This is a genomic window from Embleya sp. NPDC055664 (assembly GCF_053618075.1).
On sequence record NZ_JBSHGZ010000011.1, the window covers coordinates 54468 to 78262 of the forward strand.

The window sequence follows — 23795 nt, forward strand, 5'->3', positions numbered from 1 at the left end:
CGGAGGTCGTCGTGAAGGTCCTCGTGGTCGGTGCCACCGGCACTCTCGGTGCCGCAGTCACCACATTGCTCGCCACTCGACACGACGTGGTCACCGCGTCACGGACGGGGCGCACCGACGTGGCGGTGGACATCACCGACCCGGCGTCGATCGCGGCGATGTACGAACGGGTCGGCCGCGTCGACGCGGTCGCCTGTACCGCCGGCAGTGTGCCGTTCAAGGAGATCGGCGACCTCTCGCGGGAGGACACCGTGAGCGCGGCGCTGGACAAGCTGCTCGGACAGGTCGAACTGGTCCGCCGCGGGCTCGACGCGGTCGCGGACAACGGCTCGTTCACGCTGATCACCGGCATCCTGGCGGGCGAGCCGGTCCGCACCGGATCGATGTCCTCGATGGCCAACGGCGGCGTCGACGCGTTCGTCCGGGGGGCGGCCGTCGAACTCCCGCGCGGGTTGCGGATCAACTCGGTCAGCCCGACGGTGTTCACCGAATCCGCCGAGGCATACGACGCGATCTTCCCCGGTTTTCCGCCGGTCGACGTGTCCGCCGCCGCGCTCGCCTACCGACGCTCGATCGAGGGCGTGCAGACGGGGCAGACGTTCCGCGTGGGCTGGTAGCCGACGGCATGGTGTGTACGACGGTCCGGACCGTCGGGGTGGCTGTACCGGCCTCGCCGGGTGGGGGGTCCGGATCACCGCCGTGATCCGAAGCCGCACCCGGCCGGGGCGGTGTGGGCCTCGGGGGGGCTGCGGCACCGGTGCGGGGTGTGGGTCATGCGGCGGTGGGGCCGTTCTGCGGGCCCCAGATGTCGCGGGCGGCGTAGGCCGGCTTCCACTCGGCGTGGTAGGCGGCGCGGACCGGTTCGGGCAGCACGCCGAGGGCGATCGCGATGTGTTCGTCGCTCGCGCCTTGGAGGAGCCAGGGAAGGTATTCGGGGGTGCCCGGCCCGATCCGTACCTGGTGCTCGGCGCCGAATCGCTGAAGCAGTTCGGGTGTGCAGTGCTCGTCGACGATCGCCAGGGCCTCGTCCTCCTCGTGCGTGAGGTGCCCGCCGAGGCCGCCGACCAGGCGCTCGACGATCATCGCCAGGCGTTCCGGGCCGCCCTCACGGTCCGCCAGCGCGGCGTCGACGGCGTTCAGGCCGGGGTCGACGATCGCGTGCTCCGCCTCCATCGCGTCGATCACCGCGAGCTGGTTCGGCAGGTTCTGGGTGGCCAACCGGATCGCGGGCCACAACACGTCGTCCTCGGCGCCGTGGTGTACGTGCAGGTACCGCTTGAACAGCTCCCAGCCGACCGACGCCTGGAGGATCACCCGGGGATCGTCCGTGGCCTCGGCGGTGATCCGCGCGATCTGTTCCAGTTGGCGACGAAGCGCATCGTGGAAGATGAACATCATCGACATATCGTTCTTGAAGGACTTGCCGGTCATGCTGTGCTCCGATTCGCGATCTGCCGACCTCGGCTGCGGCGCGCGGCGATGCGCGGTCCCACGGCGTTGCCGCCGGGTGCCGTCGCCGGTCCGATCGGCTCGTTGTCGTCGGCTCGTTGTCGTCGGCTCGTGGTCGGCGGCTCGTTGCCGCCCGACACCTCACTGACGGATGCGAATCGGGGAATGTGACCGATCGCGGCCGGATATTTTTCCGGGGCCTCGGACGGGGTGGGTGGGCCTGTCGAGGTGGTGGGCCGCATCGATCGGGGCGGGTGGTGTCCGTCCTGTCGGACATCATGGGGGGATGAACACACACCGCCCACGAGGCACCTGCGGAGTGTGCGGGCGTCGGGTCGCGGTGACCGAGACGCACGCGGTCTGGCGGCACGACGATCCCGGACACGTGCGGGCCGGCGACGCGCCGATCTCCTGCCGGGGGTCCTGGACGCCCGCCGCCGAGCGGGCGCACGACCTGCTCGACGGGCACGAGCAGCTGGTCCTGCTCGGCGCCGAGACGGAAGCGGAGCGGGATCGGGAGGAGCCGGACGGCGAGCCGACGGCCGTCTCTGCCGGGAACTCCTCAAGTCGGTGAGATGATCCGGGCCGGACGCCGGTGGGCGGTCTGGGTCGGGCGGTGGGCGGTGGGCGGTGGGCGGTCGGCGAACCCACCCGATCCGGGCCGGCCGTCGGTCAGCCAACCGCCCCCGCCCGATCCCCCGTCACCGCGCCTGCGGTGGCCAGGAGTTCCGGGATGGTGCCGGTGAAGTCCGGGAACAGTCGCAGCGCGACGATCCACGCCTCCACGTCCGTCCCCAGATAGCGGTCGGCCAGCAGGTACGCTCGGGCACGTGGCGCGCCCGACGCCCAACGGTCCGGGGACGTACGTCCGTCGGTGCCGGCGAGGATCGACAACGCCACCGCCGCCGGGCGGGCGTGGTCCAGTACGTCGGCGCCCGTCAGCCGGCCTGCGGCCAGTGCCGCGTGCAGCCACGGTCGGTCGTCGCGGCTCGACTGCGGCAATCCTTCGGCCAACAGCGCGATCAGCAACTCGTTGGGGCAGTCCGGCAGTTCGGCCAGTCGTGCATGCAGCGCGGCGGGCAGCGAGGTGGTTCGGTGCGCCCGGATCAGCTCCGGCCACGGGATCGTGCCGCCGTCGTCGAGGATCCCGTCGACCCGGTCGGGCTGCTCGGAGTCGTCGCCCGCGCACAGGAACTCCACGATGTGCTCCGGGACTTCCGACTCGGCCAAGCGCGCGTCGAGGATGGCGCGGCCGTCGTGGCGACCCAGGGCCTCCTCGATCTCGGCCCGCGCCTCGGCCGGGAAGTGGGCCTCGGCGAGCACCCGGCGCACCTCGTCCCGGCCGTGCCGCGCCCATACCCCGAGGATCAGCCGCAGTCGGCCCGCCTCGGTGCGCAGCGGCAGGCGGTTGACCACGATCCGGGCCACCTCGGCGTCGCCCGAGGCCATCCCGGCGGCGAGCCACCGGGCGCAGCGGCCCAGTTCGGCCGCCCACAGCAGATCGGTGAGCGCCGTGGGCACCGGACCGACCGTACCGTCGCGGCGCACACCCGCGAGCAGCCGGGCGCGTTCCGTGCGGTCCAGGACCGGTCCGGCGAACAGGCGGGCGTCGACGAGCGGGTCGTCCAGGTCGAGGAGCGCGTCCAGTTCCTCGGCGGTGAGGTCGGTCCGGGCGGCCCGGACGACGGGATCGTGCGGCGCCGGGTCGTACGACCCGGCGTCGGCGGGGGTGGGGATGGATGGGGCGGCCTGGACGGCGAAGCCCGCCGGCGCGAACGGGCGCACGGCGGCCGAATCCGACCGGTCCGCGCGCGCCTCGACGGCCTCGACGGCCTCGACCAGCACCGGATCGCCCCCGGCCCGGACCGCGTCGGCCAACGGCCCGGGCACACTGGGCAACGAGCGCAATGCCGCGCCGAGTTCTTCCCCGAGCCGGTCCACGAGCACGGGCACGATGGCGGCATCCGCCAGCGTGAAGACGGCCTTGACCACGGACGGGTCGATGGTGCTCACCGATGGTCCTTCCTGAACGGTGATCCGAGCGATTCGACGATCGGTCGGGCGGTCGGGCGGTCGGGCGGTCGGGCGGTCGGGCGGTCGGGCAGCCGAGGGATGCTCGGCCGGTCAGACCTCTTCCCGCAGCGCCTCCAACGCGTTGCGCACAACATCCGGATTACGCTCGTAGTAGCCGAGTTGGCTCGACCCGTACGGCAGTTCCGCCACATACGCGGCCGCCGCCTGTTCCGGTGTGCAGCGCTCGGGGCCGACCACCTCGCGGATCACCACGATGCTCTCGGTCAGGCCGAGAGCGCGGCTGCGCAGCCACCCCGCCAGCGCCGGCATCCCGCCGTGTGCCGCCTCGCGCCGCCCGTCCGGGAGCAGCGGCGCGAGCCACCGCAGTCGCCAGGTGTAGCCGTCGACGGCCGGCCCGCCCGCCTCCTCGGCGAAGACCGGGGCCAGCGCGGTGAGCAGGCGCTCCATGAACTCCTCGGTCGAGCCGCCGAGATGCGGGTATTCCTTGGCGAACTCGCTCCAGTCGGGGTCCTGGTCGACCAGCGCGCTGCGCCCCACCCGCCGGCCGGCCCAGTGCGGTTCCGCCGCGACCAGGGTGGCGTGCAGCAGTTCGGCGCGCAGCGGCGTCGACTCGGCGAGCAGGACCGCGTCGTACAGGTCCTTGCCCTGTGGGTAGGCGTCGGCGATGAGCCACAACAACTTCCAGGCCAGGGACTGCTCGCGGGTGGCGGCCAGGAGCCGATGCCCGCCCGTGCCGTCGTGCCGGGGCACCTCGGTGTACGCGGCCGGCGAGGGCAGCGTCTCGGAGAAGACGAAGTCGAGTTGCACCGTCCCGGACGGCAGTCCGTCGGCCTGCCAGGGCAACACCAGCCGTCGGCCGGGGACGCGGTCGTAGGTCCAGATCTCGTCGTCGACCGCGCCGGCCGCGTCGATCCGCACCTCGCCCGCCGTGCGTGCGTGCGCCTCGGCGGCGCGCCCGATCCCGGCCAACATCCGCTCCGTGCGCGGCTCGGCCAGTTCCCAGGTGGCCGGGACCACGACGAAGTCCAGGTCGCCCGGCTCCCGGGCGGCGTCGCCGTACCAGGCGCGGAGCAGCATGCTCCCGCGCAGCACCAGGTGTTCGGCCCACCGGGACTCCGCGATCGCGGCGAGCACGTGGTCGATCGCGCGGCGGCGCGCGGTGTGCCAGCGCTCGGCGGCCTCGGGCGCGGCGAACTGCGGCTCCCCGGCCCGCATCGCGCTGGCGTACTGCTTCAACGCCGGGTCGAATACGGCGCGTTGCACCACCCCGGGGCCGGTCGCCGCCAGCAGTGTGCGGGGCAATTCCTGTTGCTCACGGTCCTGTTCGCTCGGCGGCCCCTGCGGGATCGCCAATCTCTCGTCCCACGGCCCCCATCCGAGGTTGTACCAGTTGTCGTCCTGGTCGCCGGTCATGCCCGCTCCCCCTCGTCGTCTCCGCCGCCGCGCTCCCGTCCGTGTGCTCAGGCCGGATCGGCCGGCTCCGGCGCGCCGTCGGCGGTGAGGTCCTTGGCGTACCAGATCTCCGCGTATTGGCAATTGTTGTGCGCCGGCACCTCGACGTAGCCGGTCCTGGTATACAGGGTGCGCGCCTCGATCAGATCCAGCCGGGTGTCGAGCATGATGCGTTCGGCGCCCAACGCCCGCGCGGCGTCGTCCACGGCGGCCATCAGGCGCCGGCCGCCGCCGGTGCCGCGCACGTCGGGGCGGACGAAGACGCGCGTGAGTTCGGCGGCGCCGTCGGCGCGCAGCCGCACTCCGGCGCAGGCGGCCGGTTCGTCGCCGTACCGGCCGACCAGGAACACCCCGGCGGGCGGCACGAGATCGTCGTGCGTGGTCTCGGCGAGGCCCGCCTCGATCTCGGCGGGGGTGGAGTCGCGGCCCTCGTGCAACCGGTAGTAGCGGTCGCTGACCTCGACGTAGTACTCGCGATGCAGCGCGAGTGCCTCGGGCGAGTCGACCGGGGTGGGCACGATCGTCCAGGTTCCGATGCGGGTGGCGTGCGTCATGACAAGAGTGTCACCCGGCCGTCAATCCGTTTCGTACGGAGGGTGCCTCGGCGGCGCGCTCCCGGGGCGGAGGTTCGCGCCGCCGACGGCTCACCAGCTCTCGGGCAGCGGTTTGCCCTCCGCGTAACCCGCCGGGCTCTGCACGCCCAGGATCGCGCGCTCGTGGAACTCGGCGAGGTTGCGGGCGCCCGCGTAGGTGCAGGCGCTGCGCACGCCCGCGCCGATCGAGTCCATCAGGTCCTCGACGCCCGGGCGGACCGGGTCCAGGTACATCCGCGAGGACGAGATGCCCTCCTCGAACAGCGCCTTGCGGGCCCGGTCGAAGGCGGATTCGGTGGCGGTGCGCAGTCGGACCGCGCGGGCCGAGGCCATCCCGAAGCTCTCCTTGTACAGCCGGCCCTCGCCGTCGCGGTACGCGTCCCCGGGTGATTCGTAGGTGGCCGCGAACCACGAGCCGACCATCACGTTCGAGGCCCCGGCGGCCAGCGCGAGGGCCACGTCGCGCGGGTACCGAACGCCGCCGTCGGCCCACACGTGTCGCCCCGACCGCGCCGCCTCGGCGGCACATTCGGCGACGGCGGAGAACTGCGGGCGGCCGACGCCGGTCATCATCCGCGTGGTACACATCGCGCCGGGACCGACGCCGACCTTGACGATGTCGGCGCCCGCGTCGATCAGGTCGCGCACGCCCGCCACGGTGACCACGTTGCCCGCGACGATCGGTACGGGCGGGTCGAGCGCCCGTACCGCGCGCAGCGCCTTGAGCATCTGCTCCTGGTGACCGTGCGCGGTGTCCAGGACCAGTGTGTCCACGCCCGCCTCGATCAGGCTCGCCGCCTTGTGCGCCACGTCGTTGGTGATGCCGATCGCGGCGGCCACCCGCAGCCGGCCCGCGGCGTCCACGGCCGGCGTGTACAACGTCGAGCGCAGCGCGCCGGTGCGGGTGAGTACGGCGACCAGTCGGCCGTGGGCGTCCACGATCGGCGCGAGCTTGTGCCTGCCCTCGTGCAGTCGGTCGAACGCCTCGCGCGGATCGACCCCGTCGGGCAGTGTGAGCAGTTCGGTGGACATCACCCGCGCGAGCTGCGCGAAGCGGTCCACGCCCAGGCAGTCCGCCTCGGCCACGATCCCCACCGGTCGACCACCCTCGGTCACCACGACCGCCCCGTGCGCCCGCTTGGGAAGCAGGTTCATCGCCTCGCCGACGGTGTCGGTGGGCGACATCGTGATGGGGGTGTCGTACACGAGGTGACGTTGCTTGACCCAGGCGGTCACCTCGGCGACCACATCGACCGGGATGTCCTGGGGAATCACCGCGAGCCCACCCCGCCGCGCAATGGTCTCGGCCATCCGCCGCCCGGCCACAGCGGTCATATTGGCCACCACCACGGGGATGGTGGTCCCGGTCCCATCGGAGGTGGTCAGGTCCACATCGAGCCGCGACCCCACACCGGATCGCGACGGAACGAGGAAGACGTCACTGTAGGTGAGGTCATGGGGCGGAACCTGATCGTGGAGAAATCTCATGCCGCGGAACGTACCCACCCCGACAGCGGATATCGATCTTCGTGACGGACTGCCTTTGGCCACTGGGCGGTTGGGGGTGGGGGGCGTGGGGGCGTGGGGGCGTGGGGGTTGAGTTTTTGGCTGCGGGGGCCGCCTGGGGCGGGGCTGGTCCGACTCGGCGGGGTGGCCGCTGCCGGCGGCGGGCGGGGCTCCGAGACGAAGGATGCCCGACGAGACGGGCGCCTTGGTCGGCGAAACCGGCCGGCAGCGGCGGGCGGGAGGGGCTCGGGTCGAGTGTGTTGCGGAGCCTTTCCGAGGGGCCGGGCGCTTTCGGCGTGCGTTGCGCCTTGGGGTGCGGGTGGCTGGTGCGGGGCCGGTCGGAGTCGGTCGTGGGCCGCCGCCGGCGTGCGGGGCTCCGAGACTCGGGGCTCCCGACGAGGCGGACGTGTCGGTCGGCGAAAAAGCGACCAGCGGCGGCGGGCGGGGAGGGCGCTCGGGTCGGGTTCGCCGGGCGTGCGTTCTTGAGTGGGTCGGGTGTCTTTCGGCGCGCGTTGCGCCTTGGGGTGCGGGTGGCTGGTACGGGGCCGGTCGGAGTCGGTGGTGGGCCGCCGCCGGCGTGCGGGGCTCCGAGACCCGAAGCTCCCGACGAGACGCGCGCGTTGCTCAGCGAAAACTGGCCGGCAGCGGCGGGCAGGAGGGGACTCGGGTCGAGTCCTCCGGGGAGCCTTCCCGGGTGGGCCGGGCGTTTCCGGCGTGTGGTCGGCGTGTGGGTGACAAGGGTTCACAAAACCGGACGGCGTGGGGTGCCGTGGCCTCCGCGTGAGGGAAAACCGCAGGTCAGCGCGAAGAAGAGAGCGTTTAGGGCGCCTCGGGATCCGGTTTCGACCCTCACTGGGCACTTTCGGTCCCCTCGACGACCTCCGCGACGCCGCAGCCGACTCCGACCAGGCACATTCGGTCTCCACACTCGCGCTGACGAGGCCGAAGAACACGAAACCGGCACTCGACACCCGACTTTCCACCCCGACCCCACAAAACCGCAGGTCACAGAAACCCGGAGCCCACAACCACCCACCGAGATCCGGTTCCGAACCCCAACCCCTCCCCCAACACCACCAAAACGCACCAACCCACCCCGGAAGGCCCCTCGGCAGACTCGACCCAACCACCGACCCACTCCCTCGCTGCCGGCCGGTTTTCGGTGAGCAACGCACCCGCCTCGTCGGGAGCTTCGGGTCTTGGAGCCCCGCACGCCGGCGGCGGCCCACCACCGACTCAGACCGGCCCCGCACCAGCCACCCGCAACCACAAGCGCAACGCGCGCCGAAAGACACCCGGCCCATTCGGGAACGCACGCCCGGCGAACCCAACCCGAGCGCCCTCCCCGCCCGCCGCCGCTGGTCGCTTTTTCGCCGACCGACACGTCCGCCTCGCCGCAAGCCCCGAGTCTCGGAGCCCCGCACGCCGGCGGCGGCCCACCACCGACTCAGACCGGCCCCGCACCAGCCACCCGCAACCACAAGCGCAACGCGCGCCAAAAACACCCGACCCACTCGGGAACGCCCCCCGGCGAACCCGACCCGAGCACCCACCCCGCCCGCCGCTGCCGGCCGCGCGCCACCGCTCGGCCCGCAACCCGCCCCGCGGCGGCCTTCGTTCAGCTCGCCGGGACGGTCAGGTCCAGGTGGCTGAGGCGGGTCGGGTCGGCCAGGATGTCCAGGCTGATGATTCGGCCGGCCGCGAAGCCGAAGGCCAGTACCGACATCGGCCGGCCGGCGGAGATGGCCACCACCCCGGCCATGCCGTTGACCAGTGCGGGGCGGGCGCTGTCGGCGATTTGGGCGAAGGCGAGCGCCTGGCCGGCCACCGCCGCCGCGCCGCGCACGATCGAGCCGCCGGGGCGCAGCGGGCCGCCGTCGGCGCGGGCCACCACGTCCGGGTCGAGCACCGCGACCAAGGCGTCGAAGTCGCCGCCGCGGACAGCCGCCAGGAACGCGTCGACGATCTCGCGCTGGACGGCGAGGTCGACGTCGGGGGACGGGGCCGCGCCCTGGACCCGGCGTCGGGCCCGGCTGGCGAGTTGGCGGGCCGCGGCCGGCGTGCGGTCCACGATCGGCGCGATCTCGTCGAACGGGACGGCGAACAGGTCGTGCAGGACGAAGGCCAGCCGTTCGGCGGGGGCGAGCGTCTCCAGGACCACCATGAGGGCGAGGCCGATCGAGTCGGCGATCAGGACCGATTCCTCGGGGTCGCCGGCGCCCATCCCGGTGATGATCGGGTCGGGCACGTGTACCTGCGGGTCCAGCGGCTCCTCGCCGCGGGAGCGACGCGAGCGCAGCATGTCCAGGCAGACCCGGCCGACCACGGTGGTCAGCCAGCCGGCCAGGTTGTCCACCTCGTCCGGGTCGGACCGGCTGAGCTTGAGCCAGGTCTCCTGGAGCGCGTCGTCGGCCTCGGTCAGCGAGCCGAGCATGCGATAGGCCACCGCCAACAGGTGGCCGCGATGCGTCTCGAAGCGCTCGGCCAGGAAATCGTGCTCGTTCATCCGCATCACCATCACCGTCACCATCCCCGTCCTGCGGTCGCGTCCTCGGTTCTCGTCGCGACCCTCACAGCCATGACGTTGCGACCAGGGCCGATGTGACAGCGCGGGGACGGCGGGGACGGAAGCACGGACCGAGGGACGGACCGAAGCACCGGCCGAGGATGCGGACCTTGGGCCGCGCGTCGGGGCGCCCCCTGGGGCGTACGGAAATTGCCCTCCGCCCCGCTGTCACATTCGCCCTCGGCGATCCGTCAAGGCGGTGACGAACGAGTCCCGGCCCCTGCGGCCGGGGGCGGAACCGACGCGAACGTACGACGCGGCCGGTTCGGCGGATCCCCGCGACGACGCGCGGCCGGTTGCCTCCCGCGACCGCCCGGCGTGGGTGGGACCTGCCCTCGAACACCCGACACCGCGATCGCCACGGACGTCCGATCGCTCGATCAACCGATTCCGCATGGTTTAGGAGAAATGTGATGTCTGCCACCGATTCGGCGACGAGCCGATCCGGACCCGGCGTCGGCACCGGAGCAATCCTCGCGTTCCTGTGCCTGGGCCAGTTCATGGTGTTCCTCGACGTGTCGATCGTGAACCTGGCGCTGCCGTCGATCAAGACCGGCCTGGACATGTCGGAGGTGAGCCAGAACTACATCGTCACCGCGTACGGCACCGTCCTCGGCGGCTTCCTGCTGCTCGGCGGACGACTTGCGGACACCTTCGGCCGCCGCCGGGTACTGCAGGCGGGCTTCGTGCTGTTCGCACTCGCGTCGCTGGTCTCGGGCCTGGCGCAGAACGGCACGATGCTGATCACCGCACGCGGCTTCCAGGGCCTGGGCTCGTCGATGATCGCGCCGTCGGCGCTGTCCATCCTGACCAACACCTTCCCCGAGGGCGCCGAGCGCAACAAGGCGCTGGGCATCTGGGGTTCGCTCGCCGGCATCGCGTCGATCGTCGGCGTGATCATGGGCGGCCTGCTCGCGGACGGACCCGGCTGGGAGTGGATCTTCTGGATCAACGTGCCGATCGGACTCGGCGTCGCGCTCCTCGCCCCGAAGGTGCTGCCGGAGAGCGTGGCCGAGGAGCGTGAACACAGGTTCGACGTGGCCGGCGCGGCCACCCTCACCGCCGGTCTGCTGCTGCTGATCTTCACCCTGGGCGAGGCCACCACGGTGGGCTGGGCCACGACGCGGACCAGCGTCAGCCTGAGCGCTGTGGCCGCCCTGCTCGGCGCGTTCGTGGCGATCGAGGCGCGGGCGGCGGCACCGATCCTGCCGCTGCGGGTCTTCCGATTGAAGACGATGCGGACCGCGAACCTGTCCGCGATCCTGGTGTTCGGCATGTTCGGCGCGCTGTTCTTCTTCGCCAGCCTGTTCATGCAGGACGTGTACGACTACTCGCCGATGAAGGCCGGCTTCGCCTACGTGCCGCTGGCCGTCGCGGTCGCGGTCGGTGCGGGGGTCGCGTCGGGTCTGATCACCAAGGTGGCCGCGCGACCGGTGTTGATCGCCGGACTCGCGGTGACCACCGCAGGACTGCTCCTGCTGTGGCGGGCCCCGCTGGACGGCCGGTACGCGGTGGACATCCTGCCCGCGTTCATTGCCCTCGGCCTCGGTTGCGGCATGTGCTTCGTCACCCTCCAGATCGCCGCGTTCGTGGGCATCAGCGAGGAGGAAGCGGGCATGGGCGCCGGTCTGATCAACACCAGCCAGGAGGCGGGCGGCGCGCTGGGCCTCGCGGTGATCGCCACCATCGCCTACAGCGGCTTCGCCGGCGACATGACCCGGGCGGCGGGCAACGTGCACAGGATGCACGAGGCGCAACTGTCGGTCAACCACGACGCGTTCCTGTCCGCCGCGATCCTGGGCGTGGTCGCGTTGCTCTTCGCGGCGCTGCTGATGCCCCGGGGCCAGGCGGCGATGAGTTCCGCCCCGGCGCCGGCGGCCGGCGCGGCTCCGGCCGGTGCGGCGGGCGGCGTGGACGTCACCTCCGCGATGACGGAGGCCGAGGTCGAGATCGAGGCCCGGAAGTAGCCGGAGGCAGCCCGGGAGTTCCCGTCGAGGCGTCGCCCCGGACCGAGTTCGGCCCGGGGCGACGCCTCGACGTGTCGAACGACCGCACGGACTGCGGCGCGGGCTCGCCGACACCCCCGTGCGGCCGAGGCGCCGGACACGACACGTCGACCGGTTGCGCGGGTCGTCGGCATCGCGGCCGAGCCCGTGCGCGACGGCGACCGGCATCTGGTGCTCACGTACCGTCAGGTCCGGGTAGTGGGCGCCGACATCCAGCACGGTCGCGATCCGGGCGGGGGTGGCCGGGTCGTCCTCGTCCACGGGAGCGCCGGCGAAGCGCACCCGGCCCGAGGCGGGCCGTTCGCGGCCGACGGCCAGGCGGAGCAGCGTCGATGTGCCCCGTTGTCGCCCATCAGCGCCAGGCACTCCCCGGGGCGGATCGACGCGCTGACCCGTCGAGCACGGGCCGGTCCCCGTAGCGGTGGCCGACCTCGTCGAGGACGAGCAGCGCGTCGTGGTCGGCGCTCACGGCGCTTCCCCTCCGTTCGAGGCGTTCGTTGCGGCGACCGGCCACCCGGCGGCTCGGCCCTCGGCCTACGCGGGACGTCCGCGCCGCCCGGGCGACCTCCATCGGGCATCTCGCCGGCCGAAGAACGGGGAGGAAACCGGGGTCCGAAGCGGCGCGAGGCGCGGCGGGCCGTCGCCACTTCCACGGGAACGAATATCGTCACGCGCTAGGGTCGTCCCATGACTATTCGTAGCGCGACCGCACACTGGCAGGGCACCATCCTCGAGGGCGCCGGCACCATGCGCACCGGTAAGGGCGGCCTGGAAGGCGCCTATTCGTTCAAGTCCCGCTTCGAGGAGGGCGAGGGCACCAACCCGGAGGAGCTGATCGGCGCGGCTCTCGCGGGCTGCTTCTCGATGGCCCTGGCCAAGGGCCTGGGCGACGCGGGCTTCCCGGCCACGAGCGTGGTCACCACCGCCAAGGTGCACCTGGACAAGGTCGACGGCGCCCCGACCGTGACCCGGATCGACCTGGAGAACACCGTCGTGGCCGCCGGGATCGACGAGGCCGAGTTCCTCAAGATCGCCGATGTCACCAAGCAGAACTGCCCCATCTCGCGGCTGCTGGCGCCCGGCACGGAGATCACCCTGACCGCGTCGCTGGGCTGACCCGGCGCACGCTCCCCGAACCGCCGTCCGGGCTCACGTCCCGGACGGCGGCCGGGGCAACCCGGCCCGGCGCAACGGAACCCCGACCCGACCGGCTCACGGGACAGGGTCGAGCCCGGGCTTTCGGGCCGACAGATACGCATGCCGGGTGGGACGTACACCCTCGCCGGGATCGGGTTCGCGAACCGTCCGCGCGTGCATGACCAGACCCGACGCGGTGAGCAGGTCGGCGATCATGTCCGGGTGCCGACGATGGCAGTCCAGGGACACCTCGTGGCCGAACGCCTCGGTCAGGCGCAGCGGTTCGTCGCCGGCCTGAAAGGCGAGCAACAACCGGCCCCCCGGAGCCAGGACCCGATGGAACTCGGCGAACACGCGCGGGAGTTCCTCGTCCGGTACATGAATGATCGAATACCAGGCGACCAGCCCGCCGAGGCTGTCGTCCGCCAGGTCGAGGTCGAGCATCGAGCCCACCTCGAAGCGCAGTTCGGGATGCTCCCGCCGGGCAGTCGCGATCATCCCCGGCGACAGGTCGAGGCCGAACACGCGCAGTCCCAGGCCGTGCAGATACGCCGCGATCCGACCCGGGCCGCAGCCGATGTCGGCGACCGGTCCGGCCTCGGGGCCGGCCGCGAGCACCGATTCGGCGAAGACGGCCAAGTGGGCCCGATCCATCGGCTTGCGCGCGAGTTCGTCGCGGGCGAGGTCGGTGTACGCGGCGGCGATCGTGTCGTAGGACGCTCGGGTGGCGCGAAGGAAACCGGGTTCGCTCACGCCGCGACACCCTAACCATTGGGTCGGACAACGCCGATCGACGGAGTCGACGGCGGCTACCGGATCGCGGCCCCACCGCCCGGTCACATCACCCCGTCGCCGCGCGTCAAAGAGGTACACGAGTGCGGAGTCACCGAGATCGAGGGCCGACTCCCCGCGCCACCCGACCCGGCCACAAGCGAGGCATCCCATGCGCAACAAGGCCTTTCGACACGACATGTCGACCACGTTCGCCATTCACGACGCGCTGCGCCGCGACCTGGAGCGCATCGCCCGCCTGGCCGCGCGTGGCGAGGACGAGGCATGGCGTGTGTTGCGGTTCGCGGGCGGGTGGGGGATGTTCGAGCACTACCTGCGGGTGCATCACGACGCCGAGGACGCCGCCCTGTGGCCGCTCCTGCGGCGCGGGCTCGCGCACCGGCCGGACGAGTCGGCCCTGATCGCGGTGATGGAGGCGGAACACGCCACCTTCGACCCGCTCCTGGACGCGATAGACGCGGCACTGGCCGACCCGGTGTGGGGACCCGCCCGGCTCGGCGACCTCCTCGACGGCCTGGTCACCGGGCTGCGCGGGCACCTCGCCCACGAGGAGGACGAGGTCCTGCCGCTCCTGGACGCGGTCGCCGGCGCCGATCAGGTGCACCGACTCGACGTGGAACACGGCCGCCGCATCGGCTCCGGCACCTGCCGCTACCTGCCCTGGCTGTTGGATCAGGCGGATCCCGAGACGGTCACCACCATCCTCGGCCGACTCCCGGAATCCATCCGCCCGACCTACCTGAACCTGTGGCAACCGGCCTACGCGGCCCGAGACCTGTGGGGCACCCACAACCGATCGACCCTGGCCTCCTGAGCGGCTCCACCCCGAACGGGTGTGCGCTTGCGCCACACGGGCACGTTCAGTTCACTGTCCTCATGGGGAACGGGCCCGGTGTGGCGTCGACTTCGCTCGAAGGCTTCTGGCCGACGCGCCGCGTCCGCCTGTTCGACGAGTGGTGTCCATGGGCCACGCCGCGTGTCGTCACCGCCCGCGTGGCCGCTTCGCGTCCGAACCCGCCCGGTTCGCACGACACTTCGGGCGCCGGGATCGGGTGAGTCCCGCAACTCCCCAGCCGAAGGACCCCACATGTCCGTCACCGACGAACTCCTGGCCAACAACGTGGCCTACGTCGAGAACTTCACCGGTCCCCTCCCGCTCCCACCCGCCCGGCACGTCGCCGTGGTCGCGTGCATGGACGCGCGGTTGAACGTGTACGCGATCCTCGGGCTGGCCGAGGGCGACGCACACGTGATCCGCAATGCCGGCGGGGTGATCACCGCCGACGAACTGCGGTCGCTGACGATCAGTCAACGGCTGCTCGGCACCGAGGAGATCATCCTCATCCACCACACCGACTGCGGCATGCTGACCTTCGACGACGACGGGTTCAAGGCCGACATCGCGGCCGACACCGGCCTCAAGCCCGCCTGGGCGAGCGAGGCGTTCACGGATGTGGAAACCGACGTACGCCAGTCGATCGGCCGGATCAAGGCCGACCCGTTCATCGTGCACAAGGACCGTGTGCGCGGCTTCGTCTTCGACGTGGCCACCGGGAAGCTCAACGAGGTCGTCTGAGCCACGACGCCACCCGGCCCGAGGGCCCGAGGAACACACGCGGATCCTCGGGCCGGGGGGAATCGTACGAAACGCCGGAGGGTTCGACGCGGCGTGCCCGACGCTCAGCAGGCGAACGGATCGGTCGGGTCGGTGGCGTCGCTCGGATGGGCGGGGTACGAAGGCCCGTTCGGCGGCGCCGCACCGCGCCGGGGACCCGCACCGGCGGACGTGACCGCGGCACGCGCCGAGGCCGTATCCGTCGCCGGACGGTCACCCGGCCCCGATCCCGTACCGGCAGCCGACCCGTCGCCGATCCCCCGCGCCGCCTCGACCCCGTCCGGCTCCTCGTCGCCGTCGGCCGCGACCGCCTCGGCCTGTTCGCGCTGAGCGCGGAGCCTCGTGGCGATCGTGTCGGTCCGGGCACGCAGCACGCGGGTACGCTCGGCCGCCGCCGCGTCGTCCGAGCCGCCCGCCGAGGCGGCCTCGACCACCTCGACGCCGTGCGCCCGCGCGGTGGCCACCAGGCTCTCCGCGACGGCGGTCTGCCGAGCCAGCAGCGCGGTCGCGAACAGGCTTGCCCGCAGGGTGCGTTCCCGACCGAGCAGGCCGCGGTAGGTGATCTCGCAGGCCACCGGCACCCGGTCGATGCGCCGGTCGTCGGCCTGTTCCAGCGAGGCCAGGACGACGGTGAGCAACCCCTCCACGACCTTGGTGACCGCCCACTTGCGCCCCGGCAACGGCGGCAGCACCTCGCGGATCCGGTCCACCTCGGTGTCCAGCGCCGCCGTGGTCATCGACTCGAACGCGTCGTGCGTGGTCAGCCGGACGACCTTCTCCCACGGGATGTCCTCCCCGTCGAAGCCGACCGTCTCCGGGCCGAACCGCACCGCACCCAGGCCGTCGAGCAACCGCAGCGGCCGGGCGGTGATCGCGGGTACCTTCGGGTGCCGACAGACCAGCGCGCCGAGGGAGAACTCCCAGGCCAGGAAGGTCGGCGCGTTCGGCGCGGGCAGTGCGTCCAGCGTCGCGTGCACCCACTCGCCCGACGCGACCCGGGCCCGACCGGCCCCGATCCGACTGCCCACCGCGGCCCGCCCGGACGCCGCCGCGGAGCCCACCGCGCCGCCGATGCCCCGCAGTTGGTCCCGTATCGCCACGTCCCCGCTCCCCTCGCCGAACCACCCCGCGAACCCTTCATGATCACCTTAATCGCACCCACCCCCACCGACCGGCCCCGGCGGCTCCCCGCGCACCCTCCGGGCCGCCTCCAAGTCGCTTCCATGTGCCTTCCAGGACCACCCGGCGAGTGTTGTCCCCACAAGACGACGACAGCCGGTCCCACCGGCCCGACACCGGGGAGAACACCATGAAGCTCAGGACCCTCACCACCATCCTGGCCGCGCTCGGTGGCGCGTTCATCATCTACGTGGGCCTCGCCTATCTGATCGCCCCCCAATCGACCGCGTCCGGCTTCGGCCTGCCCAGTTGGCCCGAACACGAAGGCACCGGGTTCCTCGCCGTCAAGGGCGTCCGCGACATCGGCACCGGGCTGGTCATACTCGCCCTCCTGCTGACCGGACACCGGCGGGCGCTCGGCTGGACGATGCTCGCCATGACCTTCATCCCGGCCGGCGACATGACGGTCGTGCTGAGCAACGACGGCTCCACCGCCACGGCCTTCGGCGTCCACGGCCTGACCGCCTCGCTGGTGGCGCTCACCGCCGGCCTGCTGCTGCGCGAACGCCCGGCCGCGGCAACCGCCCCCGCGCCGACCGCGACCACCCCGCACGTGAGCGTCCCGGCGACACGTTGACCCCTCGGGCCCTGCCGGCGATCGTGCTCCGACGCCTGCGGCGCGAAATAGCGCGGGATGACCGGGAACCCCGCACCAACGGATACGGTCTAGTGCCGTCACGGCGCCACCGAGCGTGGCGCGGGCGGGTGCGGGGTACGGAGCCGGGGGAGCGAAGCCGGGGACGGAGGGACACGGGCATGGGCGAATCACCGCGAGTGCAGGGCGAGTTGCAGGCCGAGATCATGGCCGTGTTGTGGCGGATCGAGGCCGGCACCGTCGAGCGGATCAGGTCCGAACTGCCCGAGTCCTCACGCGGGGCTTATACGACCGTTCAGACCGTGTGCAACCGCCTCGCCGAGCGGGGGCTGTTGGCCAGGGCGCGGGAGGGTCAGGCGTTCGTGTACCGGCCGACGGTGACCGAGGCCGACTATGTGGCGTCGTCGGTGTCCTCGGCGCTCGCCGCGGCGTCCGAACCGGCCCGCCGGGTGGCGCTGGCTCAACTCGTCGGCGGTCTGGACGCGTCGGAGTTGGCCGATCTGCGTGCGCTGGCCCGCCGGATCGAGATCGAACGCGGGCCCGACGGCCGATGAGTTCGCTCGCCGTCTGGGCCGCGCTCCTGGGCGCGGCGATCGTACTTCCCCACCTCGCGCCGCTGGACCGGGTCCGTCCCGTGGGCGCGGCGGCGGTCTGGGCGTCGGCCTTGGCGGCCCGCGCGGCAGTGGCGATCGGCCTCGTCCTCACCGCGGTGATCTGCCTGCCCGACACCCCGCGCTTCGCGCACTGGGTACGGGAGTTGCCGCACCAGGTGGTCACCGGCGTCGGCGACACCGAACTCGCCCTGGGCGGCCTGGCGTTCCTGACCCTGGCCGCGGTCGCCCACCGCCTCCGGACCTGCCTGCGCGACGCCCGCACCCCCCTGCACCCGCTGCCGCTGACCGGCCCGGGCGGCAGCATCGTGGTCGGCGACCGCGAGGTGCTGATGGCGGCCGTCGGCCGGCGGCAGCGCTCGATCGTGGTCAGCGCCGGCGCGTTGGCGGCGCTCGACGACGACGAGTTGGCGGCCGGTCTCGCACACGAGCTGGGCCACATCTCCCGCGCCCACCACTGGTGGCAGGCCGGCGCCGAGGTGTGCCGCCTGCTCGCCCGCTGCCTGCCCGGCACCGCGCGGGCCGCCGACGAGTTGGCGTTCCAACTGGAACGGGCCGCCGACGTATGGGCGATCGAGCACGGCCACGACCCGGTCGTCCTGGCGAGCGCGGTGTGCAAGGCGGCACTCGCCGGGCCGATCCGCGAACCCGACCCGAGCGGCGGGGCGCACCACCTGATCGGCCGCTCCCCGACCTACGCGGGACGCCGGGTCCGCCTGCTCCTGGAGGGCTGCCCGACCGGCACCCACCGACGCAACCTGGCGGTCCGGGCAAGCGCGCTGGCCATGACCGTCCTGATCACCGGCGCAACCCTGACCGGCACCACCCACTTCGGCACGACCCTGCTCCGCTGCCACATCACCACCACATGCCCCCACCCGATCCAGTCGGCACACCGCTGACGCCGCCGTCACCACACCCGCCCGGCCCCGCCCGATCGCCCGTCACCCACCCGCCCCCGTCACGGTCCGCGCGAGCGTCGCCCACACCAGCAGCTCGCCCGCCGCCGGCCGGCTCCCCCACTCCACCGCGAGCGCCTCGACCAGGCGCAGCCCCCGACCGCATTCGCTGTCCTCCGCTGGGCCGTTCGGCCGAGGCAGCCGTCGTGGCCGGGCGTGCCGACTGCGGACCGCCAGGTGGATCCGCGTCGGCTCGATCCGCACGTCGAGGTCCATCGTCGGCCCACTGCCGTGCCGAATCGCGTTGCTCAGCAACTCGCAGACGATCAGCTGCGCGGTATGTACGTCGTCCTCGTGCACGTGCCGCCGACGCAGCGCCGAGGCCAGCACCCGACGGGCCCGAGGCACCTCGGCCGCCACCGCGTCGAAGACCGCACCGCCCCGAAGCGCGGGCTGCTCCGCGGGATCCGCCGGGGTGGCCGACCCACCGCCTGCACGCTGCGCCATCCGACACATCCCCTCACCGGGCGAAGCACGTAAGTCCTACGAACTGTAGGAGAGATCGGCTCGGGACTCCACCACCATCGACGACGGCTCGTTCCCGACCTTCACCCACCGTGATCATCCTGTTACGATCTGATGGCTGAATCGACTTCCCACCCCACTCCAGAGGAGCCAGTCGACATGCATGCCACCAAGGGTGATCGCCTTCTCATCCACGGCCGGGTCGTCGGCCAACAGGACCACGTCGTCGAGATCGTCGAGGTGCTGGGCCCGAACGGTACCCCGCCCTTCCGGATCCGCGCCGCGGACGGCCACGAATCGATCATGTCCCCGGGCCCGGACTGCGTGGTCGAACACCGCCAGTCCCCCGACCAGGGGTAGCCTCGGAAGCCGTCGCCCGCCCCTCGAACGCGTGCGCACGACCCCCATGTCCGAGGAGCACCCGTGACCGACCCCGCGTCGCCGCCCGTCTTCGAACTCGGTACGGACGGACCGCGCGCCGTGCTCGTCGGCGTGGACGGCAGCCGCACTTCCCTCCGCGCCGCCGACTACGCCCTCGGGCAGGCCCGCCGCGGCGACGCGGAGTTGGTCTCCGTCTACGTCCGCGCCCCCATGGGCATCGCCGCCACCACCCCCGAGGGGGCCGGGGTGATGGAGCAGGCGCACGAGTCGGCCGTCCACGAGGTCGCCGACTACATCACGAAGCGGGCCGCCGAGTTGCGGGTGCGCCACCGCTTCGTCGAGGCGTACGGCGACGTGGCGCACGAGATCGCCAAACTCGCCGACCAGGTCCGCGCGGACGCGGTGGTCGTCGGCGCCTCCGAACGATTCGGCCACCGCCTCGTCGGCTCGCTCGCGATCCGCCTGGTCCGCTCGGCCCGTTGGCCGGTCACGGTCATCCCCTGAGCCTTGAGCCCCCGCTCCCCCATACCTCACGCCCGCCCTGACCTCCCGGCGGATCGCTCACCCGTTCGACACGACCGCAGCGCGACCGCAGCACGACCGCAGCCCACCACCCGCCCGTGCGCAGGCGCGGAACGGGTGTCCGGCGTCAGACTTGTCGAGTCCGTGCAATTCATGACATATGCGGCAATTCGGACCGAAGCGAGGTCCGGCGAAGGAGCGACATGCTCAGCACCGACTACGCGACCGGCGCGCCGAACTGGCTCGACCTGGGCAGCCCCGACACCGACGCGGCGGCGCGTTTCTACACCACGATCTTCGGCTGGGACTTCCTGTCGGCCGGCGAGGATGCCGGCGGCTACGGCCTCTTCCAGCAGGACGGCAAGCCGGTCGCCGGACTCGGGCCGCTGACCGAGGAGGGCGCCTCGTCCGCCTGGACCGTCTACTTCAAGAGCCCCGACGCCGACGCGACCGCCCGCGCCGTGACCGACGGCGGCGGCCGGGTGCGGGTGGAACCGTTCGACGTGATGGAGATGGGTCGGATGTCGCCGCTCACCGACCCGGCGGGCGCCGATTTCGCGATCTGGCAGCCCGGTACCTTCCAGGGCGCGGAGCTGGTCGGCAAGCCGACCTCGCTGGCCTGGGTCGAACTGCACGGCGTGGAACTCACCGCCGCGCTCGCCTTCTACGGGAAGCTGTTCGGCTGGCGCACGCAGCAGTTCGAGATGCCGGGCATGACGTACAACGTGCTGTCCACGGCCGAGGGCGACCAGCACGCGACCTCCTTCGGCGGCATCGTGCCCGACCCGCACGGCCAGGACGCGCACTGGATCGCCTACTTCGAGGTCGCCGACCCCGACGACGTGATCGCCAAGGCGGAGCGCAACCGCGGCACCGTGACGATGCCCGCCGCCGACGTCCCGGACGTGGGCCGACTGGCGTGGCTGACCGACCCGTTCGGCGCACCGTTCGCCATCATCAAGAGCGTGGACCAAACCGCGTAGACCGCGTGGCGCCGAGGGCCCGGATCACCCGGCTCGGCGGCGCCGCGATCGGCGTCCCGGGCCCGACGGCTCCGGGACGCCGACGGCGTTCGCCCGGATCCCGCTGCTCCCCACCGCCCCCCGCCCCCACCTCGCCGGGCCGCCCGTTCGAGTGTCGTCACCTGTTCAGCGGGCGCTGTACGTGCGGCATACCAGTACATTCTGGGCGACCATGGACGCACCGATGAGCAGCAGGGAGCCGCAGCAGCCCGTGGCCGGAACCGCGACACAGTCGCTGTTTCGTCAGATCGCGCTGCCCGTCGGCATCCTCGTCGTGGTCACCGTCGTGGACCTGGCGACGGGTTCGTCGATGGTGTTCTATCCGTTCCTGCTGCTCGCACCGACCCTCGCCGCCGCCACCGCGCCGCCCCTGGCGATTCTCGTCATCGGCGGCGTCTCCCTGCCGCTGCGCTACTGGCTGGCGTCGGTGGACGGCTATCTCGGGCCCGAGTACCACGACCTGTTCAACATCAGCACGTGGATGTACGTGATGGCCACGGCGCTGGCGATGTACCTGTCCGCCGCCCGGATACGGCACGAGCGGGCATTGGTCGCGGTCTCCGAGGTGGCCGTCGCGGCGCAGCGCGCGATCCTGATGCCGCCGACCGACGGCCTCGGCGGCCTGCGCTTGGCGGTGCGCTACTTCGCGGTGGCCGAGGGGGCGGAGCTGGGCGGGGATCTGTACATCGCGCTCGACACCCAGTTCGGGGTGCGGCTGATCATCGGCGACGTGCTCGGGAAGGGGCTGGGGGCGGTGCGGACCGCCTCGATCACGATCGGCGCGTTTCGCGAGGCGGCGTACGACGAGCCGGAACTGAGCGCGGTGGCCCGCCGGGTGGACGCCAGTGTGACCCGCAACGCGCCGGCCGACCGCTTCGTGACCGCGCTGCTCGTCGAGGTGCGGGCCGAGCAGGTGGCGTTCGTACACCGGGGCCATGAGCAGCCGGTGGCGATCCGGGCGGACGGCACGGTGCATGTGCTGGAGCCGCCCGATCCGGGCCTGCCGCTGGGTCTGGGCGAGCTGGACCCGGGCACGCCGCCCGAGTGGGAGGTGCCGTTCGGCGCGGGCGACCTGCTGCTGCTGATGACCGACGGCTTCGCCGACGCCCGGGACGCGAGGGGCCGGCACTATCCGCTGGTCGAGCGGATCGAGGCGCTGCTCGGCGGAGAGCGGCCGATCGCGGCGGATCCGGTGGCCGCGGTCGAGCGGCTGGGCGACGACCTGCGGCGACACGTCGGCACGCTGCGCCTGACCGACGACGCGCTGGTGCTGGCGCTGTGCCGCCCGCCGGCCCGCTGACCGCCGGCCGACCGTGTGGCAACCGTGTACCGGCCCCGGGACGCCGCGCCCCGCCGCCGAACGCCGGCGCGCGCCGACCGCTGCCCCTCGGCTACTCCTCGATCGCGCCGCCCGTGCGGCGCAGGTGTTGCCGGAACGTGTACGACGGGTCGGCGGCGCGGCGGGAGAGGTAGTCGGCGAAGGTGGTCTGCTCGCGCAGGGTGTCGCCGGAGCGGATGCGGCGGGCCTGTTCGCGTTCGGTGTCGTGGATGCGGTGGGCGGTGGCCAGGACCTCCTCGACCCGGTCGGCGGCGACGAACAGGACGCCGTCCTCGTCGCCGAACACCACGTCGTCGACGCCCACCGTGTGCGGCCCGATCCGGGCCGAGGTCAGCGCCTCGGGCTCACGCTCGTCCAGCCGGGTCGGTCCCGGCGGGTAGGCGCCGTAGCTGAACACCGGCAGCCCGATCTCGACCAGTTCCGGCGTATCGCGGTGCAGCCCCCACACCACCAGCGCCGCCACCCCCGCCGCCTCGGCCTCCAACACCGCCAGATCGCCCACACACGCCTCGTCGACCCGACCGCTGTTGTCGATCACCAGCACGTCACCCGGCGCGACCGCGCCGAACGCCTCCAGGAACACGTCCACGCTCCCGTAGTGCCGAACCGGCAACACCCGCCCGGCGATCCGCTGCCCGGGAACCACCGCCCGAATCCCGGGCGGCGCGATGCGCAGCGGTGCGTCGACCCGGACGCAGGCGTCGGCCACGAGGGGTGTGGACAGGTCCGCGAATGCCTTGAGCATGTGCGTTCTCCGTGGCTCGGCACCGTCGCCGTCGACGGCGCGCCCGAATACGACAAGTCAGTCTCATGATGCTACCCACCCGCCCACCCTCCGTCGACGCACTCGGCACACCCGGCGGTCGGGCCGCGCGCATCACGGCGGTTGCACGAGACGGCATTCACAGGGGTTGCACGAGGCGGCTTTCGTAGGCGACCACCACCGCCTGGACCCGGTCGCGGACGCCGAGTTTGGCCAGGACCCGACTGACGTGGGTCTTGATGGTGGCGTCGGACAGCTGGAGGCGGGCGGCGATCTCGGCGTTGGACAGGCCGCGGGCCATCTCGACCAGGACGCCGCGTTCGCGTTCGGTCAGGCCGCCCAGGCGCGGGTCCTCGGCGCCGGGGGCGGCGTCGTGTTCGGGCAGGCGGTGGGCGAAGGTCTCCAGGAGGCGGCGGGTGACCCGGGGCGCGACCACCGCGTCGCCGGCCGCCACCGAGCGGATCGCAGCGAGCAGTTCGGCGGGCAGCGCGTTCTTGAGCAGGAAGCCGGAGGCGCCGGCGCGCAGTCCGGCGAACGCGTACTCGTCCAGGTCGAACGTGGTCAGGATGAGCACCCTGGTGTCGGGGCAGCGCTCGGTGATCAGCCGGGTGGCCTCGATGCCGTCCATGCCGGGCATCCGCACGTCCATCAACACCACGTCGGGACGGGTGCGTTCGGCCAGGCGCACGGCCTCCTCGCCGCAGTCGGCCTCGCCGGCCACGCTCATGTCGTCCTGGGCGCCCAGAACCATCGTGAACGCCATCCGCAGCAGCGGCTGGTCGTCCACCACCAGTACGTCGATGGCCACG

24 protein-coding genes are annotated in these 23795 nt (G+C 72.5%); 13 read left to right on the forward strand and 11 right to left on the reverse strand.

Features of this window, described 5'->3' with window-relative positions:
• Positions 1 to 11: 11 nt before the first annotated feature.
• Entirely contained in the window at positions 12 to 617 is a 606-nt protein-coding gene (locus tag ACWGR4_RS20185) for a short chain dehydrogenase (protein WP_380015571.1), read from the forward strand.
• 154 nt (positions 618 to 771) lie between these two features.
• On the opposite strand, the gene ACWGR4_RS20190 is transcribed toward ACWGR4_RS20185, so the two are convergent.
• Positions 772 to 1431, reverse strand: coding sequence for a hemerythrin domain-containing protein (locus ACWGR4_RS20190; RefSeq protein WP_452132631.1), 660 nt, complete (start codon positions 1429 to 1431; stop codon positions 772 to 774).
• Between the two features lie 304 nt (positions 1432 to 1735).
• Between ACWGR4_RS20190 and ACWGR4_RS20195 the strand changes: the two genes are divergently transcribed.
• On the forward strand, positions 1736 to 2023 hold the full coding sequence (locus tag ACWGR4_RS20195; protein WP_452132630.1) for a hypothetical protein: 288 nt from the start codon (positions 1736 to 1738) through the stop codon (positions 2021 to 2023).
• Between the two features lie 98 nt (positions 2024 to 2121).
• Here ACWGR4_RS20195 and ACWGR4_RS20200 read toward each other — a convergent pair whose 3' ends face one another.
• The 5 genes from ACWGR4_RS20200 to ACWGR4_RS20220 form a co-directional block, all read right to left on the reverse strand.
• Positions 2122 to 3462, reverse strand: a complete 1341-nt coding sequence (locus ACWGR4_RS20200) for a hypothetical protein (protein WP_452132629.1) — start codon at positions 3460 to 3462, stop codon at positions 2122 to 2124.
• A 111-nt stretch (positions 3463 to 3573) separates the two neighbouring features.
• Entirely contained in the window at positions 3574 to 4896 is a 1323-nt protein-coding gene (locus ACWGR4_RS20205) for a nucleotidyl transferase AbiEii/AbiGii toxin family protein (RefSeq protein WP_452132628.1), read from the reverse strand.
• A 47-nt stretch (positions 4897 to 4943) separates the two neighbouring features.
• Positions 4944 to 5489 (reverse strand): GNAT family N-acetyltransferase, encoded by a 546-nt coding sequence (locus tag ACWGR4_RS20210; RefSeq protein WP_452132627.1) that lies wholly within the window; start codon positions 5487 to 5489, stop codon positions 4944 to 4946.
• 90 nt (positions 5490 to 5579) lie between these two features.
• Entirely contained in the window at positions 5580 to 7016 is a 1437-nt protein-coding gene (locus ACWGR4_RS20215) for a GuaB1 family IMP dehydrogenase-related protein (protein ID WP_452132626.1), read from the reverse strand.
• A gap of 1636 nt (positions 7017 to 8652) precedes the next feature.
• Positions 8653 to 9540 (reverse strand): sigma-70 family RNA polymerase sigma factor, encoded by an 888-nt coding sequence (locus ACWGR4_RS20220; RefSeq protein ID WP_380015303.1) that lies wholly within the window; start codon positions 9538 to 9540, stop codon positions 8653 to 8655.
• 473 nt (positions 9541 to 10013) lie between these two features.
• Here ACWGR4_RS20220 and ACWGR4_RS20225 point away from each other — a divergent pair, with 473 nt between their 5' ends.
• Both ACWGR4_RS20225 and ACWGR4_RS20230 read left to right on the forward strand, forming a co-directional pair.
• Complete coding sequence (locus ACWGR4_RS20225; protein WP_380015300.1) at positions 10014 to 11567, forward strand: MFS transporter; 1554 nt, start codon at positions 10014 to 10016, stop codon at positions 11565 to 11567.
• Between the two features lie 726 nt (positions 11568 to 12293).
• Positions 12294 to 12722 (forward strand): OsmC family protein, encoded by a 429-nt coding sequence (locus ACWGR4_RS20230; protein ID WP_380015297.1) that lies wholly within the window; start codon positions 12294 to 12296, stop codon positions 12720 to 12722.
• Between the two features lie 96 nt (positions 12723 to 12818).
• On the opposite strand, the gene ACWGR4_RS20235 is transcribed toward ACWGR4_RS20230, so the two are convergent.
• Positions 12819 to 13496: a class I SAM-dependent DNA methyltransferase gene (locus tag ACWGR4_RS20235; protein ID WP_452132235.1), complete on the reverse strand. Its 678-nt coding sequence runs from the start codon at positions 13494 to 13496 to the stop codon at positions 12819 to 12821.
• Positions 13497 to 13686: 190 nt separating this feature from the next.
• Between ACWGR4_RS20235 and ACWGR4_RS20240 the strand changes: the two genes are divergently transcribed.
• Entirely contained in the window at positions 13687 to 14349 is a 663-nt protein-coding gene (locus ACWGR4_RS20240) for a hemerythrin domain-containing protein (RefSeq protein ID WP_452132234.1), read from the forward strand.
• 273 nt (positions 14350 to 14622) lie between these two features.
• Positions 14623 to 15111, forward strand: coding sequence for a beta-class carbonic anhydrase (locus ACWGR4_RS20245; protein ID WP_452132233.1), 489 nt, complete (start codon positions 14623 to 14625; stop codon positions 15109 to 15111).
• A gap of 104 nt (positions 15112 to 15215) precedes the next feature.
• On the opposite strand, the gene ACWGR4_RS20250 is transcribed toward ACWGR4_RS20245, so the two are convergent.
• On the reverse strand, positions 15216 to 16250 hold the full coding sequence (locus tag ACWGR4_RS20250) for a hypothetical protein (protein WP_452132232.1): 1035 nt from the start codon (positions 16248 to 16250) through the stop codon (positions 15216 to 15218).
• Between the two features lie 209 nt (positions 16251 to 16459).
• On the opposite strand from ACWGR4_RS20250, the gene ACWGR4_RS20255 reads away from it, so the two are divergent.
• From ACWGR4_RS20255 to ACWGR4_RS20265, 3 genes are all read left to right on the forward strand, one after another.
• On the forward strand, positions 16460 to 16906 hold the full coding sequence (locus ACWGR4_RS20255; RefSeq protein ID WP_380015282.1) for a DUF4267 domain-containing protein: 447 nt from the start codon (positions 16460 to 16462) through the stop codon (positions 16904 to 16906).
• A 179-nt stretch (positions 16907 to 17085) separates the two neighbouring features.
• Positions 17086 to 17478, forward strand: a complete 393-nt coding sequence (locus ACWGR4_RS20260; protein WP_452132231.1) for a BlaI/MecI/CopY family transcriptional regulator — start codon at positions 17086 to 17088, stop codon at positions 17476 to 17478.
• Positions 17475 to 18437, forward strand: coding sequence for a M56 family metallopeptidase (locus ACWGR4_RS20265; protein ID WP_452132230.1), 963 nt, complete (start codon positions 17475 to 17477; stop codon positions 18435 to 18437). The genes ACWGR4_RS20260 and ACWGR4_RS20265 overlap by 4 nt, the downstream gene beginning before the upstream one ends.
• Positions 18438 to 18479: 42 nt before the next feature.
• Here ACWGR4_RS20265 and ACWGR4_RS20270 read toward each other — a convergent pair whose 3' ends face one another.
• Positions 18480 to 18941: an ATP-binding protein gene (locus ACWGR4_RS20270; protein WP_380015273.1), complete on the reverse strand. Its 462-nt coding sequence runs from the start codon at positions 18939 to 18941 to the stop codon at positions 18480 to 18482.
• Between the two features lie 177 nt (positions 18942 to 19118).
• Here ACWGR4_RS20270 and ACWGR4_RS20275 point away from each other — a divergent pair, with 177 nt between their 5' ends.
• The 4 genes from ACWGR4_RS20275 to ACWGR4_RS20290 all read left to right on the forward strand — a co-directional run bounded on the left by ACWGR4_RS20275 (position 19119) and on the right by ACWGR4_RS20290 (position 22184).
• Positions 19119 to 19319, forward strand: coding sequence for a DUF1918 domain-containing protein (locus ACWGR4_RS20275; protein ID WP_380015271.1), 201 nt, complete (start codon positions 19119 to 19121; stop codon positions 19317 to 19319).
• A 63-nt stretch (positions 19320 to 19382) separates the two neighbouring features.
• On the forward strand, positions 19383 to 19844 hold the full coding sequence (locus tag ACWGR4_RS20280) for a universal stress protein (RefSeq protein ID WP_439679893.1): 462 nt from the start codon (positions 19383 to 19385) through the stop codon (positions 19842 to 19844).
• Between the two features lie 221 nt (positions 19845 to 20065).
• Positions 20066 to 20845, forward strand: coding sequence for a VOC family protein (locus ACWGR4_RS20285; RefSeq protein WP_452132229.1), 780 nt, complete (start codon positions 20066 to 20068; stop codon positions 20843 to 20845).
• A gap of 223 nt (positions 20846 to 21068) precedes the next feature.
• Positions 21069 to 22184: a PP2C family protein-serine/threonine phosphatase gene (locus ACWGR4_RS20290; RefSeq protein WP_452132228.1), complete on the forward strand. Its 1116-nt coding sequence runs from the start codon at positions 21069 to 21071 to the stop codon at positions 22182 to 22184.
• Between the two features lie 91 nt (positions 22185 to 22275).
• On the opposite strand, the gene ACWGR4_RS20295 is transcribed toward ACWGR4_RS20290, so the two are convergent.
• Both ACWGR4_RS20295 and ACWGR4_RS20300 read right to left on the reverse strand, forming a co-directional pair.
• Complete coding sequence (locus ACWGR4_RS20295) at positions 22276 to 22968, reverse strand: RraA family protein (protein ID WP_452132227.1); 693 nt, start codon at positions 22966 to 22968, stop codon at positions 22276 to 22278.
• A 157-nt stretch (positions 22969 to 23125) separates the two neighbouring features.
• Positions 23126 to 23794: a response regulator gene (locus tag ACWGR4_RS20300; protein ID WP_452132226.1), complete on the reverse strand. Its 669-nt coding sequence runs from the start codon at positions 23792 to 23794 to the stop codon at positions 23126 to 23128.
• Position 23795 lies beyond the last annotated feature (1 nt).

Bases quoted from the DNA above. Each gene is read 5' to 3' on its own strand.
- ACWGR4_RS20275 (WP_380015271.1), top strand. From the start codon at position 19,119: ATGCATGCCACCAAGGGTGATCGCCTTCTCATCCACGGCCGGGTCGTC.
- ACWGR4_RS20290 (WP_452132228.1), top strand. From the start codon at position 21,069: ATGAGCAGCAGGGAGCCGCAGCAGCCCGTGGCCGGAACCGCGACACAG.
- ACWGR4_RS20295 (WP_452132227.1), bottom strand. From the start codon at position 22,968: ATGCTCAAGGCATTCGCGGACCTGTCCACACCCCTCGTGGCCGACGCC.
- ACWGR4_RS20215 (WP_452132626.1), bottom strand. From the start codon at position 7,016: ATGAGATTTCTCCACGATCAGGTTCCGCCCCATGACCTCACCTACAGT.
- ACWGR4_RS20195 (WP_452132630.1), top strand. From the start codon at position 1,736: ATGAACACACACCGCCCACGAGGCACCTGCGGAGTGTGCGGGCGTCGG.
- ACWGR4_RS20230 (WP_380015297.1), top strand. From the start codon at position 12,294: ATGACTATTCGTAGCGCGACCGCACACTGGCAGGGCACCATCCTCGAG.
- ACWGR4_RS20255 (WP_380015282.1), top strand. From the start codon at position 16,460: ATGAAGCTCAGGACCCTCACCACCATCCTGGCCGCGCTCGGTGGCGCG.
- ACWGR4_RS20210 (WP_452132627.1), bottom strand. From the start codon at position 5,489: ATGACGCACGCCACCCGCATCGGAACCTGGACGATCGTGCCCACCCCG.
- ACWGR4_RS20190 (WP_452132631.1), bottom strand. From the start codon at position 1,431: ATGACCGGCAAGTCCTTCAAGAACGATATGTCGATGATGTTCATCTTC.
- ACWGR4_RS20245 (WP_452132233.1), top strand. From the start codon at position 14,623: ATGTCCGTCACCGACGAACTCCTGGCCAACAACGTGGCCTACGTCGAG.
- ACWGR4_RS20225 (WP_380015300.1), top strand. From the start codon at position 10,014: ATGTCTGCCACCGATTCGGCGACGAGCCGATCCGGACCCGGCGTCGGC.
- ACWGR4_RS20260 (WP_452132231.1), top strand. From the start codon at position 17,086: ATGGGCGAATCACCGCGAGTGCAGGGCGAGTTGCAGGCCGAGATCATG.
- ACWGR4_RS20285 (WP_452132229.1), top strand. From the start codon at position 20,066: ATGCTCAGCACCGACTACGCGACCGGCGCGCCGAACTGGCTCGACCTG.
- ACWGR4_RS20240 (WP_452132234.1), top strand. From the start codon at position 13,687: ATGCGCAACAAGGCCTTTCGACACGACATGTCGACCACGTTCGCCATT.
- ACWGR4_RS20205 (WP_452132628.1), bottom strand. From the start codon at position 4,896: ATGACCGGCGACCAGGACGACAACTGGTACAACCTCGGATGGGGGCCG.
- ACWGR4_RS20270 (WP_380015273.1), bottom strand. From the start codon at position 18,941: ATGGCGCAGCGTGCAGGCGGTGGGTCGGCCACCCCGGCGGATCCCGCG.
- ACWGR4_RS20265 (WP_452132230.1), top strand. From the start codon at position 17,475: ATGAGTTCGCTCGCCGTCTGGGCCGCGCTCCTGGGCGCGGCGATCGTA.
- ACWGR4_RS20220 (WP_380015303.1), bottom strand. From the start codon at position 9,540: ATGAACGAGCACGATTTCCTGGCCGAGCGCTTCGAGACGCATCGCGGC.